Raw genomic sequence first — 15,545 nt, forward strand, 5'->3', positions numbered from 1 at the left:
TTTACTCGATAACTTAGATTTCAAATCTTCAGGATTTAAAATACAACCACACATGCAGTTTCAAAATACATTAGAATATGCCCGGCAACTTGATGCCCAGGATAAAATATCATCATTCCGGAATCAATTTATTTTCCCACAACACGAAGGAAAAAATGTGATTTATTTCACCGGGAATTCCTTAGGTCTTCAGCCAAAATCAGCTAAAAAATACGTAGATGAAATTATGACCGATTGGGCAAATCTCGCCGTAGAAGGTCATTTTTATGCCAAAAAGCCCTGGTGGGATTATCACGAACGTTTTGCAGAAAAACTGGCTAAAGTTGTTGGCGCTAAACCTACTGAAGTTACAGTAATGAATACCCTTACGGTAAACCTGCATTTGTTGATGGTTTCGTTTTATAGACCAAAGGGAAAACGCTATAAGATTATTTGTGAAGAAAAAGCATTTCCCAGCGACCAGTATATGATCTCGAGCCAGGTTCGATTTCACTGTTATGATCCAAAAGATGCTATTGTTGAAATTAAAAGGCGGGAAGGTGAAAATAATTTTAGAACCGAAGATATTTTAGCAAAGATTAAGGAAGTAGGAGCCGAGTGCGCCTTGGTTTTAATTGGTGGTGTTAATTACTACACTGGGCAGGTACTGGAGATGGAAAAAATTACAAAAGCAGGACAAGAAATTGGTGCTTTTGTAGGTTGGGATCTTGCCCACGCTGCCGGAAATATTGAGCTTAAACTGAGTGACTGGAACGTTGATTTCGCCGCCTGGTGCAGCTATAAATATATGAATAGCGGCCCGGGAAATGCTTCTGGATGTTTTATCAATGAAAAATATCACAACCAAAAAGATATTCCCCGCTTTGAAGGTTGGTGGGGCCATAATAAAGAACGCCGCTTTTTAATGGAGCCTGAATTTCAGCCCGAAAACGGGGCCGATGCCTGGCAAATTTCGAATGCACCGGTTTTGGCTTTGGCGCCTTACTTAGCTTCGCTGGAAATATTTGACGAAGTGGGAATGCCGGCTTTAATAGAGAAGCGAAATAAGATCGTGGCTTACCTGGAATTCGTATTACACGAAATTGATAAGGAGGTTGATAGTAATTTTGAAATTATTACACCTAAAAAGCAGGAAGAACGCGGTACCCAGTTGTCGGTGTTTTTACACGGGGAAGGCAGGGAATTATTTAATTATTTAATGAAAAATGGAGTGATAACCGACTGGCGGGAACCTAATGTAATTAGACTTGCGCCGGCACCGTTTTATTGTTCTTTTGAAGATATGTACCAGTTTGGGCAGATCCTGAAAAAAGGAATTCTTGATAAATCTAAATAGATTAATAAAACTTAATTTAAAATACTAATGAAAAAGATTTTTATCTATTGTTTTTTGATGATTTCAATCGCAGGTTTTTCTCAAAATGCTGAGATTGATTTAAAACTTCAGCAGAAATTAGAAACCATTGCCCGGGATTTTAAAGGCGATGTTGGCATTTATGTAAAACACTTAAAAAGCGGGAAAGAAGCTGCGATAAATGCCGATACTATTTTCCCTACTGCCAGTATCGTAAAAATACCTATTCTGCTAAAGATTTTTGATAAAATTGAAAAGGGAGAATTAAGCTATAAAGATTCGTTGGTTTATTCTAAAGATCGAATTTATGGTGGTTCAGGTTTAATGCAATTTTACAAAGACAGCACCACAACCGATCTTAGAACTTTGGTGGCTTTAATGATTAGTTATAGCGATAATGTAACTTCTTTATGGAACCAGGAACTTGCCGGAGGCGGAGAAGGAATTAATGAGTTAATGGCTGAAATTGGGTTGGAGCACACGCGCGTAAATTCCAGAACTGAGGGTCGCGATAAAGACTGGGAAAAACATGGCTGGGGTCAAACCACCCCGCGTGAAATGGCTTCTATTTTAGAACAAATTAGAAACCGTAAACTGATAAGTGCTGCAGCGAGTGATGAAATGTATAGGTTGCTTGGCAACTCTTTTTATCAGGATTATGCTTTATCGCAAGTTCCGCCGCATGTGCAGGCAGCGGCAAAGCAAGGAATGGTTAACAAATCCCGGTCAGAACTTTTTATGGTAAATGCACCATCGGGAGATTATGTTTGTTATATAGCAACCAAAAATAATGAAGATGATTCCTGGGAGGAGAATAATGAAGCCTGGCAATTACAAAAGGAAATTTCAGCTTTACTGTGGAATTATTTTGAACCCGATTCTAATTGGAAACCGGCAGAAGGAGCCGCTGAAATTCTTAGTGGTTTAAAATATTAGTAGATTTTTACTGTCTAGCCTTAAAAATTACATCCAGAATTTAGGAACTAAAAAAGCCACAAATTCACTAAATAATGGTGAATTCATGGCTTTCTTATCTTAATCAAAGATTTATTTTACTTCAATATCGGTAAAGAATAATTCAAAACTTCCATCGGGAGATTTATGGGATTTAGAGATTTTTAAGCCCTGGAAATCTTCGAAATCTTCCCAGGTAGTAGGCATTTCCCGCTGGCCATCGGCCGATTTGTAGATCCATTCCTCTAGCAAATAATCGTCTTTATAGTAAACTACATAAGTGTCACCAGGAGTATAGCCGCCTTCACCTTTATAAGACACTTCAAGATAGTTCATCTCTTTTTTACTAATTGGGGCGACCCCGGTTTTTTCTTCAGAAATCTCTGCATCGCTCCACACCATTTGAAAAGGGAATAAGAACCAGTAAGAATCGTTAATAAATTTCTGGTCTATATCTTTATCATTTTCAGCAATATTGTCGGTTTTGGTGTACGTGCGGCTAATATCACCTTCGGTAAGCCTAATCTCGTCAGTTTGGGGATTCCAGGTCCATTCGCGGCTGGTTCTAAGAGAATCTTCAACCTTAACATTAAAAGTAAACTGAATTTCTTCTACTTCGGCAAAATTATTTAAACCATGCGCTTCAGCAATTTGCTGTTCAATACTCCTATCGGTTTCGGCAGCGGTTTCTTTACCAATGTTGGTTTCATTATTCTTACAGCTAATTAAGGCTGAAATTAGAAAAGTAAAAAATAGTAATTTTTTCATGGTGTTGGTTTTACTTTAAAGGTACAAAAAACTGCGTTTAAATGGCATTAATGCTCATTCCACCGTCTGCAACAATATTTTGGCCAGTGATATAAGAAGATTTGTCCATTGCCAGAAAAGCAATAATGGAAGCCATTTCCCGGGCTTCAGCAACTCGTTTTAAAGGCGTTCTTTTTATAATAGGATCCATTCTCTCACTTTCGCTTAAAAGTCCTTTTGTAAGCGGTGTAACTGTAAACCAGGGTGAAACCGCGTTTACACGAATACCGTCAGCTGCCCATTCTACGGCAAGACTTCGCGTTTGCTGGAGTAAACCAGCTTTAGACATTGCATAAGGTGTGCCGGTACCAACATCCTGCATCGCAGCAGAAGACGCTACATTTACAATCTTTGCACTGCCGCTTTTTTGAAGCAGGGAGTGAAGTTTTCGGCTTACTTCAAAAGGAGCATTAAGATTAATTTCCATTACTTTTCTGAATTCTTCTTCAGAATAATCATTTGCTTTCTTTCGAATATTAATGCCGGCATTATTCACAAGAATGTCCAGTTTTCCCCATTGTTTTTCTATAAAATTATGCACCTTCTGTCGGTCGTTTGTCACGGCAACATCAGCAACAAGTCCGTGTATTTTATTATCATATTGTTTCAACTCTTCTACCATAAGATCAATATCCTTTTGTGTTCTGGAAGTGAAGAGTACTTCTGCTCCCAATTCTAGAAATTCCAGAACTGCAGCTTTTCCTATTCCTTTAGTTCCACCAGTTACCAGGGCATATTTATTATTTAAGTTCCACATAGTAGTTTTTAATTTCGAAGATAAGATTTACCCGGTAAATAAGGTTTGGAAAAACTTTTAGGTTTAGATGATAAAACAAAAACCCTTTGAAGATTTCAAAGGGTTTATAAGATTCGAAAAAATTATTAATTACAGGCGACGCCCGGTTAATAATTTATACAAAATTAGGATAACGGCTATAACAATTAGAATGTGGATTATGCTTCCCAAATCTGGAAATGCAAAATAGCCAATAAGCCATCCTATTACTAATAATACTACGATAAGCCATATTAAATCTCTCATACTGGTTGGTTTTTTGTAGCTACGCTACGTTGGTTAATTGTTTATACAAGTTAAAAAATAAATTCGAGTTTTTAAAAAACAGAAAAATATAAATTTTTGATTTATAGCCTTCTACCGGTCGCCAGGCGATATAAAATACCAATTATGGCCAGGACCAATAAAATATAAGCCATCCTTAATCAGGATTACTACAATAAGCCAAATTAAATCGCCTATATTATAGTTTAATGATTATCTATGAACGAATTTATAGAATATGTTACTTGAAAGAATAGCTTTTAACTAGTGTTTAACTCAAATGTTAAAATTTTTGAGGAATAAGAATAAGATACAGTGGTAAAGTAAGTTTGATTAGAATAATTTATTCTTCTTTCTTAAAAAACGACTTGATTTCCTGGCCCGGCCTCGCATAATGAAAGCGATCTAGAAGACTGGGAAGTGCATAGCCGTCTAAACCATTTACGGCTACCGTTTCGGCATCATCCAGCCTTAACCAGCCATCTGGTGCCTGTATGCCTTCATCAAAATAAATATGTTTAATCGCTCCAATAAGCATTACAGTGTCATTTTCTTTGATGTAATATTCATTTATATATTCACATCCTAATTTTACATTAGACTGTCTAACATAGGGAGCATAAAAATTATCCAGGTACTCTTCCTCCAATCCGGTTTTTTGAAATTCCGAAATTTCTTCCTCATATTTAGCGGCGGTTTGGTGTGCGCTTTCTATCATATCTTTTTGAATATGATTTACTGTAAAATATTTGTTCTCTTTAATATTTTTATATGTATTTCGCGCTACTTCTTTAGTGGGCCTGGTAATAAAACCAAGTAATGCCGGGTTGCTACCTAAATGAGTAACCGAACTAAAAACCGCGACATTTACTCCTTTTTCTGCAGATTTTGTAGCGATGAGGTTAGCTGATTTATATCCGGTTACACTATTAATAAGATTTAAACGGAAAAGTTTTTCCATTTCTGCTATTTCTTCTGAAGTAATATGTTGCATAAAAATATGTTTATAAAAAAAGGTGACTAAAATATAAATTACCTCTTACTGGTAAATTTATGTTTTAATCACCCTAAATACTGTAATCATTAGCTATTCTTTAAAATTTAATTAGCCCTGATTTTCCAGTTTATTAATTCTCATTTCGTATTCTTCCATAGCCTCACGAACAGCATCTACATTATCTGAAGATTTTTGGTGTGCATCGTTCATTGCTTTCTCCAATTCCTTATCGGGGTGTTGAAATAAATCTGTAATCACGTGATTTATTTTATCGATAATGCTTTCCTGGCTATTTTTTATGTCTTCTAATTTATTTAATGTAGCCCTCATTTGCTCAATTTTCGATTCATCCATAGTTTTTAAGTTTTATAGAGTTGGTAAATAAAATTACTTATTTCTTAATAAAACTAAAGTTGAATTAACCTGTTTTTAAGGACATTTAATCTAAAATTATGAATTTTACTATTTAGTTTTTTCAGAATCATATGTCGGGTAATCGGTATAACCTTTTGGGCCTGGCGTATAAAACGTATCTTCATCCCAATCAGCTACCGGGGCATTTTTAGCAAAACGCGCTGGTAAATCGGGATTGGAAATAAAGAGTTTAGCGAATGAAACCATATCGGCGTTGCCTTCTTCTATTACTTTATTTCCCGATTCCTGATCAAAGCCTGCATTAATTATTAATTTTCCTTTATAAATAGGGCGGTAGTGTTTGGCAATATTGGGTTCCAGGTAATCTATTTCGCTAACATCTGTAAAAGGTTCAGACAGGTGTAAATAAGCCAGATCGTATGCGTTTAATTTTTCAATAATATGATCGAAAGTAGCAATTGATTCTTCTGAAGCTGTAATTCCAAAAGCATCATTAAGCGAAGGGTTTAATCTAATCCCAATACGGTTTTCTGGCCAGACTTCACTTATAGCCTCAAGAATTTCAAAAAAGAATCGTGCCCGGTTTTCGATACTTCCACCATAATCATCGGTTCTAATATTTGCATTTTTATTAAAAAACTGGTGAATTAGATATCCATTAGAGCCGTGAATCTCTACCCCGTCAAAACCGGCGCGCTTTGCATTTTCGGCTGCGTGTTTAAAATCCAGCACGGTTTGTTTAATATCGGCAATGCTCATAGCCTGCGGTTCTACGGTATCTTCAAAACCATCTGGGGTGTAAGCTTGCGTGTTTGGATTTACAGCACTTGGCGCCAAAGGCTTTTCCCCCTCGTGAAATTTAGGGTGGGAAATACGACCGCAATGCCATAATTGTGAAAATATCTTTCCTTCATTTTCGTGAACTGCTTCAGTTACTTTCCCCCAACCTTTTACCTGATTTTCAGTATAAATCCCCGGTGTATTTATATATCCAACCGCGGCCTCTGAAATTTGCGAGCCTTCAGATATTATTAGTCCGGCGCCTGCACGTTGCGCATAATATTCAGCGTGTAATTCGGTGGGTGCATTGTCTTTATTATCGGCGCGATTACGTGTCATTGGGGCCATAATTACCCGGTTTTTTAATTCCAAATCCCCAATGATAACCGATTTTAATAAAGTTTGATTTTCAATCATAATTTAAGTTTTTTACTGGATAATCGAGATTTAAATGCCCGAGGTAATTCACTCATTAAATGAAAGTAATTTACCAGGACACTTTTGCCAAATATTTTTTTGAATAAATACCTCAAAGCAAATTCAAGATAGTTTCCAATTAAATTTAAGGCAAGCAACCCGTAAGTGCTGTTAATTAAATGATAAATAGGTTTTTCTTAAAGCGGGGAGACCGCCTTAATTTCAGTATAAATAAGTATTTTCGTAACTTAAAATCGCATTTTCTGAAAACTGTTTTCCAGAAGATGCACAGTAGCACTTTATGCAAACACCCAAAAAAATCGCCATTGTTGGCTCGGGCCTGGTTGGATCTTTACTCGCTATTTTTCTTAGAAAAGCGGGACATGAGGTTGAGGTTTTTGACCGAAGGAAAGATATTAGAGATGTAGAATTTTCCGGTCGTTCTATAAATTTGGCCATGTCTAATCGAGGCTGGAATTCTTTGAGGGCTGCAGGTATAGAAGATGAAATTAAAGAACTGGCACTTCCTTTAGTAAAAAGGGCGATGCACGTTAATGATAAACCGCTCTATTTTCAGAAATACGGAAAAGAGGAGGAAGCAATTTACTCCATTTCCCGTGGTGTTTTAAACCGAAAAATGATCACCCTGGCCGAAGATGCCGGTACTACCTTTAGGTTTGAAGAAAAAGTTTGGGATATAGATATGGCCGAAGCCAGGTTGTATACCGGCGAAAGTGAAAAAGGAGAATGGAAAGAATATCAATTTGATCTTATTTTTGGCGCCGATGGGGCTTTTTCCCGGGTTAGGCATAAAATGCAAAGACAAAGTAGGTTTAATTATTCACAGCATTTTATAAATGTTGGCTATAAAGAATTAAGTATTGCCCCAAACAAAGATGGTAGCCACAAACTGGATAACGCCTCTTTTCATATTTGGCCTCGCGGGGAATTTATGCTTATTGCAATGCCTAATTTAGATGGGAGTTTTACCTGTACTTTATTTATGCCCTTTGAAGGTAAAAATTCTTTTGAAAGTATAAAGACAGAAACCGATGCCGATCTATTTTTTCAGAAACATTTTCCAGATATAAACCAGGAGATTGAAAATTTGAAAAAGGATTTCTTTAAAAACCCTACCAGTAGTATGGTGACTATTAAATGTTTTCCCTGGTCTTATTGGGAAAAAGTGACTTTGGTAGGAGATTCAGCGCACGCCATTGTACCATTTTATGGGCAGGGAATGAATGCGGGTTTTGAAGATATTTTGGTTTTAAGTCAAAAAATGAAGAAGCACGGCGACGATTGGGAACTTATTTTTGAAGAATATCAAAATGCGCGTAAACCCAATACAGATGCCATTGCAGAACTTAGTTATCGCAACTTTATAGAAATGAGTAGTAAAACTGCCGATCCCGATTTTTTACTGCGGAAAAAGATTGAAAACTGGTTCTCTAACAAACATCCCGAAATTTGGGTGCCTTTGTATTCCAGGGTTACTTTTTCTGATAAACCTTATGCTGAAGCTTTAGCGATTGGCGATTATCAACGAAAAATTATGGATGAAATTATGGGAATTCCGGAAATTGAAAAGAAATGGGATACTGCCGAAGTTGAAAGCAAAATTCTTAACCTGCTGGATAAAAAACCGGTTTTTTCATTCTAGTTTTTCTTCAAATTCCGGTTCAATATTCAGAGTTTCATAAACCCCTTCCATGGTTTTATGATCTTCGGTTAAAACAACCAGCATGTCATTGGCTTCAATAACCGTATTTCCGTTTGGAGTAATAAATTGATCGTCTCTGGAAATCATTGCGATAATTGCTTTCTTCGGAAATTGTAATTCTACAATTCTTTTTCCTACTGAGTGGTTTTGCTCGGGAATATTTATTTCCCTTAAAAAAGATTTAGCGCCATCGGCCATAAATGCATCTACCGGCGATTTTTGTTTGGCTTTCATGGGTAGCGCAACGTGTAGCCATCTCGCCACCACAGATAGCGTTGTTCCCTGGATTAAAACCGAAGTTAATGAGACAAAAAATACGATATTGAAGATCATATCGGCCTTTTCAATTCCCGCCAGTAGGGGATAGGTAGCAAATACAATAGGAACAGCCCCGCGAAGCCCAACCCACGAAATATACCAACGCCGGCGCATCTTCATTTTAAAGAAAATTAAGCTTAAAAATACACCCAGAGGCCGTGCGATAAAAATCAGGAAAACCGAGATAAAAATTCCCACGCCAATAACCGGAACAATATGCGACGGATAAACCAGTAATCCCAAAGTAAGGAATAATACAATTTGCATTAACCACGCAAGACCATCAAACATTCGCATGATGGTTTTTTTATGAATAATATTGTGATTTCCGAGGTAAACTCCACTTAAATAAACTGCTAAAAATCCGTTTCCACCAAGAGCATCAGTTCCGGAAAATACAATAAACATTAAGGCGATAGCGAGTACTGGATATAAACCTTCAAAATCTAATTTTATGCGGTTAATTACCAATTTGCTTAACTTTCCGAAGATAAACCCCAGGGCAGCACCAATTAAAATTTGCTGAAGAAACAGCGGAATAATGCTATAAATACTTTGATCCTGGTTTACTACCAAACCTAAAAAGGCGATGGTTAGGAAATAAGCCATAGGATCGTTACTACCGCTTTCCAGCTCCAGGGTAGGCCTTAAATTAGATTTTAGCGCCAGATTTTTAGATCTTAAAATGGAGAATACCGCCGCGGCATCTGTAGAAGACACAATAGCGCCAAGTAGCAAACCTTCGTAAATCGTGAAATCTGTGATAAACCAAACAAAAACACCAACACTTACCGCGGTAAATAAAACCCCGAGAATGGAAAGGGAAATTCCCTGCCACATTACCGGTTTTATGGTTTTCCAGCTAGTATCGAGCCCACCGGAAAATAATATGAAATTAAGGGCAACAATTCCTATAAATTGAGCGATTTGAGGATCGTTAAAATAAATTCCGCCAATTCCCTCAGAACCCGAGAGGATTCCCACTGCAAGGAAAAGTACTAATGTAGGTACGCCAAACCGGTAAGATGTTTTCCCGGCCAGGATACTAATAAATAACAACAAAGAGCCTATTAAGAGAATATTTTCAATCGTTATGCTCATTGTTTAATTGTTATTTTAATCAGTGTGGAATATTTATAAATTATTTGCCTATGAACAGAAATTCAATGGTTTTAAGGCTGAAAATTTCACGACCTGTTCTAAAGTATTTCTGCTGTAAAAATACATATTCGGCCCTATTATATAAAGCCGAATATATTTATTATTCAAAAAACCTTTGGAATAATTTAAACCTAAATTAATGCGAATTATCCTTTAGGATTTCGGGAAATTTTTCTTTGAAACGATTTAATCTAGGTATAGAAACCTTTTGAATATAAGGGTTGTTAGGATTATTCTTTTCGTAATCTTGGTGATAATCTTCAGCTACCCAAAATTTTTGAAAAGGTAAAATTTCTGCAGCAATAGGCTCATCATAATCTTGAGCTACTTCGTTTTTCACCTTGTTTATAATATCTTTTTGCTCCTTATTTTGGTAAAATATTATAGAACGGTATTGGGAACCAATATCGGGCCCCTGGCCGTTTACCTGGGTAGCATCTTGCGAGCCAAAATAAACCTTTACTAAAGTTTTAAAATTCACCACTTCTGGATCGTAAATAACTTCTACAGCTTCAGCATGACCGGTTCTTCCTGTATTGCTGGATTCGTAAGTTGGGTTTTTTGCATGCCCGCCAGCATATCCAGATATAGCTTCATTTACGCCTTCTATACTTTCGTAAACCGCTTCAACACACCAAAAACATCCGCTTGCAAAATAGGCCTTTTCATAACCATTTTCTGCTGGTACTTCAACAGGATCGGCATTGGCAATTTCGGGTTTGGTAACTGTTTTCTGCTGGGCGTTATTTCCGCAGGAAATTAATAAGAATATAAATGTAGGTAAGAAAAATCGTTTCATTAATTTATTGTTTTTTATAAGTTCCTTCAAGTGTTTTTTTGCCATAAATGGCGTAATCTACAGCAAGCTCACCGTCTATGTAAAAACCTTTCCAGTCTAATTCCATATTTTCATTTTCCCCCGGGCTTAACACTGCAATAGGATTATTGGTATCAAAATCTTCCCAGGGAAGGTCTTTATTGGTATTTTTACTAGAAGGACTCACATAATAAATATTCACCACGTTTCCGGTTTTTGCAAATCTGGCATTTATATACATTTCGTCTTCTGAAAGGCATAATTCTGTATTCTTGTTCATATCCAATTCTAAACAGTAGCAGGTACAGTTTGCATCACTTTCATCTACTTTTACATAGTTGGTGCCTGACTTTATTGTGGAAGAAGTTGCTTCAGTTTTATTGGAATTCGCATCGGGCAAGTCTAGCGTTTCTTTTTCACTTTCATTATAATCTGAATTTGCTGAAGAAGATTCTTCAGGATTGTGCTCTAAAGCGCTTTTATTTTCCGTCTGTTCTGATTCAAAATCAGGCTCGCGTTCACGGTCTTTATCTTCATTCTTACAGGATACCAACACTAAAATTAGGCAAAGTAGGCTTGCATAATATCTCATAATTAAGGGTATTAGTTAGCAGAAATAAAGGTAGCTTTAAAATAGATTAAAAATGTGAAAAGCTTGTTAATCAATAGAAAACCTCAAATTCCTTAGTTGAAATTCTATACTTATATTCAATATAACGTGCGGGAAATTAATTTCTTAAATGAATTACGTATAAATTAACAATTTTTAATAGATTTACATAATAATTAGATATTTAGGACTGTAAATTATTGGTTACTGTTCAAAATAGATAAAATATTTAAAATATAATTATATGAGATAAACAATACCATCCAAAGTCGAACGTGTAAAAATGAACACCGACTTACGAAACATTAACCCGCAACTTTGCTTACTGAGAATAAAAAGAATAACCAATTTAACACCAAAATCGAAATGAAAAAAATTACAAAACTACTTTTAGCTATTTTCTTACTTACAATTACGCTTCAGTCCTGTAGTACCGATTCTGAAGAAACAACAATGAATGCCAGTGAATTGGAAAAGGAACTTGCTTTAGAAAATAATGGAATTCTTACGGTAGCCGACGCAACTTATATTTTTAAGAAAACCGGAGAAACCGCCAAATTTATTAACGAAGACAGGGATTTTACTTTCAAATTTGTAAATCAATTATCTTATAAAACTTCCGCAGCTAATAAACACGCTATAGAAGGACTTAAAATAACCAATCCTGACACTGAAGAGTATATGGTATTTTCAAACTTTGAAGAATTAAAAAATGGATTAGTTCAGTTTGATGCAGAATTAAGTACCGGCGAGGTGCTTTCATCATTAACGTATAAGCCTGGCAAATCTAATGGATCTTTAAACAAATGGCATGACGAACCAGTAATAGGGGATACTACTCCGGTTATTGGAGCTATGATAGAATTTTCGCAGGAAGGACAGTTAAGAAATTGTAGAGCAGCATTAGAAGTGTGTGAGAATACAAACGGAGTTCCTACTGTTGCTTTAACCAATGGAAAAGGTTGGTTTACATCTATTGAATCTTGCGCTTTAGAATGTCACGATTAAATTATTTAAAAAGCAAAGAGCCTCAGTCGCTGTTTTTCTAAGCTAAAAACAGGAATAGTCTTGAAATAAAAAAGCCTCCGAATTGGAGGCTTTTTACTATATCAATTTTCTGCTAATTAAGCCTTAGCGAAAAGATTATGCATTTTTTCCTGTTCTTCTTTAGCAAGTTCTTCGTCTACCAGGATTCTACCGCTATGCTCGTCGGTAATAATCTTTTTTCTACCGGCAATTTCCATAATTACCTGTGGCGGAATGGTAAAGTAAGAACCTCCCGAAGCACCACGTTCTACTGGTACAATGGCAAGCCCGTTCTTAACGTTGCTTCTAATTCTCTTATAAGCATTTACTAGACGGTCTTCAATATTCTTCTCGAATTCTGCAGATTTTTTGATTAGTGCCTGCTCTTCTTTTTCAGTTTCGGCAAGAATCTCGTTAAGTTCGCTTTTCTTGTGCTCCAAGTGTTTTTTCCTTTCGTCAAGACGCCCTTTAGTTTGCTCGATAACTTCTTTTTTCTGCTCAATTTGAGCGCGGTATTCTTTAATATGTTTCTCGGCAAGTTCTATTTCCAGTTCCTGGAATTCAACTTCTTTGCTAAGCGCATTAAATTCGCGGTTGTTACGCACGTTTTTTTGCTGCTCGGCATACTTTTTCATGGTCACTTTAGACTCATCAATAAGATTCTTCTTGCTCTTAATATCGTTCTCGATTACCTCAATATCGGCATCCATTTTGTCCAAACGCTTGCTCAATCCGGCTACTTCATCCTCCAAATCTTCTACCTCCAGCGGAAGCTCACCGCGTACGTTCCTTATTTCGTCAATTCTGGAATCAACCAGTTGAAGGTCGTACAACGCTCTTAACTTGTCTTCTACAGTAACATCGTTCTTTTTTGCCATAGTTATATATACTTGATTGGATTGGTGTTTGTCTCTCCTAAAATAAGTGCAAAATTACTAATTTTTTTTGTAAGATAAGAATGTAATAAATCTTTTGTGTATTGCTCACTTTCATAGTGGCCAATATCTGCTAAAACAAAGCTTTTATCGGCTTTATAAAAGTCGTGGTATTTAAGATCGGCAGTGAGATAAATATCGGCCCCGGCCGCCTTTGCCTGGTTAATTGCGAAACTGCCGCTACCGCCCAGTACTGCTACTTTTTTAATTGGTTTTCCGCGGAATTCTGAATGTCTAATACAAGCACAATTGAATTCCTCTTTTATCCGTTTTAAAAAGCTTTTTTCGTCTTCTGGAGTCTCTAATTCTCCAATCATTCCCATTCCCAAATGCTGATTTTTATTCTCTAAAGCGCTTACTTCGTAAGCTACTTCTTCATAAGGATGAGAATTAAAAAGTGCCTGAAGCAGCATTTTTTCTATATGTGATGGATAAATAAGACTAATTTGCGTCTCTTCTTCCAAATGAACTTCCCCGCGTTTTCCTATTACCGGATTAGCTTCTTCATTAGGCTTAAAACTGCCTTCACCTTTTAAATTGAAGCTGCAGTTGTCATAATTTCCAATACTTCCTCCACCTGCTTCAAAAAGTGCTTTTCTAACTTCTGTAGCCTGTTTATTTGGAATAAAGGTGGTGAGTTTCTTTATACTGTCTTTCCGCGGAATTAAGATTTGGCGATCTTTAAGTCCTATTTTTTCGCAAATCATATCGTTTACACCTTTATACTGGTTATCCAGCGCGGTGTGAATGGCATAAATAGCGATATCGTTTTTAATGGCCTTAATCACCGTTTTTTCTACGTAGTCTTTCCCGGTAAGTTTTTTTAAACCGGAAAAAATTATAGGATGAAAGCTAATAATAAGGTTGCAATTTTTCTCAATAGCCTCGTCTACCACACTTTCTAAAGTGTCTAAAGTGATAAGCGCACCGGTTACAGTAAGGTTTTTATCGCCAACCAAAAGGCCTATATTATCAAAATCTTCGGCGTAAGCGGGTGGTGCAAATTCTTCAATTATATCAATAACTTCTTTTACAAGCATCGTGTTTTTCGGTTTTTATAAACGTAGCAGGTTGCTTTTTATTAATTTCGTAGTAGTTGTAAATTCAGTCCAACTTCAAATATAATTATTATAGCCCGCCCTGTATGAAGATTTTTCGAAAAATGCTACTTCCCTTTGCTTTATTGTATGGATTTGTAACCTGGAGCCGGAATTTGCTTTATAACGCCGGAATCTTAAAATCTAAATCCTACGATCTTCCGGTGATATGTGTTGGAAATATTAATGCTGGAGGAACCGGAAAATCTCCAATGATAGAATATTTACTGAAGTTCTTACTTCCTGATTTTAAGGTTGCAACTTTAAGCAGGGGTTATAAACGAAGCAGCAAAGGATTTAAATTATTGAACGGAAACGAAACGGCTGCAGAAGTAGGGGATGAGCCTCTACAATTTAAAAGAAAGTTTAAAGATGCGGTGATTGCAGTAGATGCCGACAGACAAAATGGGATTAAAAAACTTCAGGAAGAAAATGTTGAAATTATTTTGTTGGATGATGCTTTTCAGCATAGAAAGGTGAAAGCCGGGTTGAATATTTTGCTCACTGCCTATGGATATCTTTATGTAAACGATTTTATGTTGCCTACAGGATATTTGCGGGAACCCACGGTGGGTGCAGAACGCGCAAAAATAGTTATCGTTACCAAATGCCCGCCAAATCTTTCTAAGACGGAAATGGAATCGATTAGGGGTAAACTTAAATTACAGAATTACCAGCAGCTTTATTTTAGTTTTATTGAATACGATGAAGAGATTGTTTCTGAAGGTACCAAAGCGAAATTAAGCAGTTTAAAAGACAAACAATTCACCCTCGTTACCGGAATAGCGAATCCTAAGCCACTCATTAATTATCTGGAAGCAAATGGACTTGATTTTGAACATCTCGCATTTAAAGATCATCATAATTTTACCACTACTGAAATAGCCCGGCTACAGAAGGAAACATTGCTTTTAACTACCGAAAAAGATTATGTGCGATTACGAGAAAATTTTAAAGATGGGCAGCTATTTTATTTACCGGTGAAAACTGCTTTTTTAAAAAATGAGGAAGCATTTAAACAGAAAATTTTGAGTTTTGTGCATAAAAAATGAGGTGAATTCACACCTCATTTTTTACTTTGGCTAATTCAAACTATATATGTTTTTTCTTCGAT

General features: G+C 36.4%; 16 protein-coding genes. 5 read left to right on the plus strand and 11 right to left on the minus strand.

Annotated elements, in window-relative coordinates; genetic code table 11:
• Positions 1-52 precede the first annotated feature (52 nt).
• Positions 53-1,336 (plus strand): kynureninase, encoded by a 1,284-nt coding sequence (kynU, locus tag B5488_RS16885; protein ID WP_079736318.1) that lies wholly within the window; start codon positions 53-55, stop codon positions 1,334-1,336.
• Between the two features lie 27 nt (positions 1,337-1,363).
• Positions 1,364-2,290 carry a serine hydrolase gene (locus B5488_RS16890; protein WP_079736319.1) on the plus strand — a complete coding sequence of 309 codons (927 nt, stop codon included), beginning with the start codon at positions 1,364-1,366 and terminating at the stop codon, positions 2,288-2,290.
• 111 nt (positions 2,291-2,401) lie between these two features.
• Here B5488_RS16890 and B5488_RS16895 read toward each other — a convergent pair whose 3' ends face one another.
• The 6 genes from B5488_RS16895 to B5488_RS16915 all read right to left on the minus strand — a co-directional run bounded on the left by B5488_RS16895 (position 2,402) and on the right by B5488_RS16915 (position 6,744).
• Positions 2,402-3,076 carry a hypothetical protein gene (locus B5488_RS16895; protein WP_079736320.1) on the minus strand — a complete coding sequence of 225 codons (675 nt, stop codon included), beginning with the start codon at positions 3,074-3,076 and terminating at the stop codon, positions 2,402-2,404.
• A gap of 37 nt (positions 3,077-3,113) precedes the next feature.
• Positions 3,114-3,872: an SDR family oxidoreductase gene (locus B5488_RS16900; protein ID WP_079736321.1), complete on the minus strand. Its 759-nt coding sequence runs from the start codon at positions 3,870-3,872 to the stop codon at positions 3,114-3,116.
• Positions 3,873-4,001: 129 nt separating this feature from the next.
• Complete coding sequence (locus B5488_RS17935; protein ID WP_106197114.1) at positions 4,002-4,157, minus strand: lmo0937 family membrane protein; 156 nt, start codon at positions 4,155-4,157, stop codon at positions 4,002-4,004.
• Positions 4,158-4,518: 361 nt separating this feature from the next.
• A complete protein-coding gene (locus B5488_RS16905) occupies positions 4,519-5,169 on the minus strand; it encodes a flavin reductase family protein (RefSeq protein WP_079736322.1) in 651 nt (216 codons plus the stop codon).
• Positions 5,170-5,280: 111 nt separating this feature from the next.
• Complete coding sequence (locus B5488_RS16910) at positions 5,281-5,526, minus strand: hypothetical protein (protein WP_079736323.1); 246 nt, start codon at positions 5,524-5,526, stop codon at positions 5,281-5,283.
• A 108-nt stretch (positions 5,527-5,634) separates the two neighbouring features.
• The gene (locus tag B5488_RS16915; protein ID WP_079736324.1) at positions 5,635-6,744 is read right to left on the minus strand and encodes an alkene reductase; all 1,110 of its coding nucleotides are present in this window, start codon (positions 6,742-6,744) and stop codon (positions 5,635-5,637) included.
• A gap of 301 nt (positions 6,745-7,045) precedes the next feature.
• Between B5488_RS16915 and B5488_RS16920 the strand changes: the two genes are divergently transcribed.
• Positions 7,046-8,407, plus strand: a complete 1,362-nt coding sequence (locus B5488_RS16920) for an FAD-dependent oxidoreductase (protein ID WP_079736325.1) — start codon at positions 7,046-7,048, stop codon at positions 8,405-8,407.
• Here B5488_RS16920 and B5488_RS16925 read toward each other — a convergent pair.
• From B5488_RS16925 to B5488_RS16935, 3 genes are all read right to left on the minus strand, one after another.
• Complete coding sequence (locus B5488_RS16925) at positions 8,399-9,886, minus strand: potassium/proton antiporter (protein ID WP_079736326.1); 1,488 nt, start codon at positions 9,884-9,886, stop codon at positions 8,399-8,401. The two genes, B5488_RS16920 and B5488_RS16925, sit on opposite strands and share 9 nt — an antisense overlap.
• A 196-nt stretch (positions 9,887-10,082) precedes the next feature.
• Complete coding sequence (gene msrA / locus B5488_RS16930) at positions 10,083-10,745, minus strand: peptide-methionine (S)-S-oxide reductase MsrA (RefSeq protein ID WP_079736660.1); 663 nt, start codon at positions 10,743-10,745, stop codon at positions 10,083-10,085.
• Between the two features lie 4 nt (positions 10,746-10,749).
• The gene (locus B5488_RS16935) at positions 10,750-11,355 is read right to left on the minus strand and encodes a hypothetical protein (protein WP_079736327.1); all 606 of its coding nucleotides are present in this window, start codon (positions 11,353-11,355) and stop codon (positions 10,750-10,752) included.
• 384 nt (positions 11,356-11,739) lie between these two features.
• Between B5488_RS16935 and B5488_RS16940 the strand changes: the two genes are divergently transcribed.
• Entirely contained in the window at positions 11,740-12,381 is a 642-nt protein-coding gene (locus B5488_RS16940) for a hypothetical protein (RefSeq protein WP_146128756.1), read from the plus strand.
• Positions 12,382-12,497: 116 nt separating this feature from the next.
• On the opposite strand, the gene B5488_RS16945 is transcribed toward B5488_RS16940, so the two are convergent.
• Together B5488_RS16945 and B5488_RS16950 are read right to left on the minus strand one after the other, a co-directional pair.
• The gene (locus B5488_RS16945) at positions 12,498-13,277 is read right to left on the minus strand and encodes a zinc ribbon domain-containing protein (protein WP_079736329.1); all 780 of its coding nucleotides are present in this window, start codon (positions 13,275-13,277) and stop codon (positions 12,498-12,500) included.
• Between the two features lie 2 nt (positions 13,278-13,279).
• Positions 13,280-14,374 (minus strand): Nif3-like dinuclear metal center hexameric protein, encoded by a 1,095-nt coding sequence (locus B5488_RS16950; protein ID WP_079736330.1) that lies wholly within the window; start codon positions 14,372-14,374, stop codon positions 13,280-13,282.
• Positions 14,375-14,496: 122 nt separating this feature from the next.
• Between B5488_RS16950 and lpxK the strand changes: the two genes are divergently transcribed.
• The gene (gene lpxK / locus B5488_RS16955; protein WP_317041951.1) at positions 14,497-15,483 is read left to right on the plus strand and encodes a tetraacyldisaccharide 4'-kinase; all 987 of its coding nucleotides are present in this window, start codon (positions 14,497-14,499) and stop codon (positions 15,481-15,483) included.
• The last annotated feature ends 62 nt before the right edge of the window (positions 15,484-15,545 follow it).

The sequence above is a fragment of the Salegentibacter salegens genome, assembly GCF_900142975.1.
GTDB lineage: Bacteria > Bacteroidota > Bacteroidia > Flavobacteriales > Flavobacteriaceae > Salegentibacter > Salegentibacter salegens.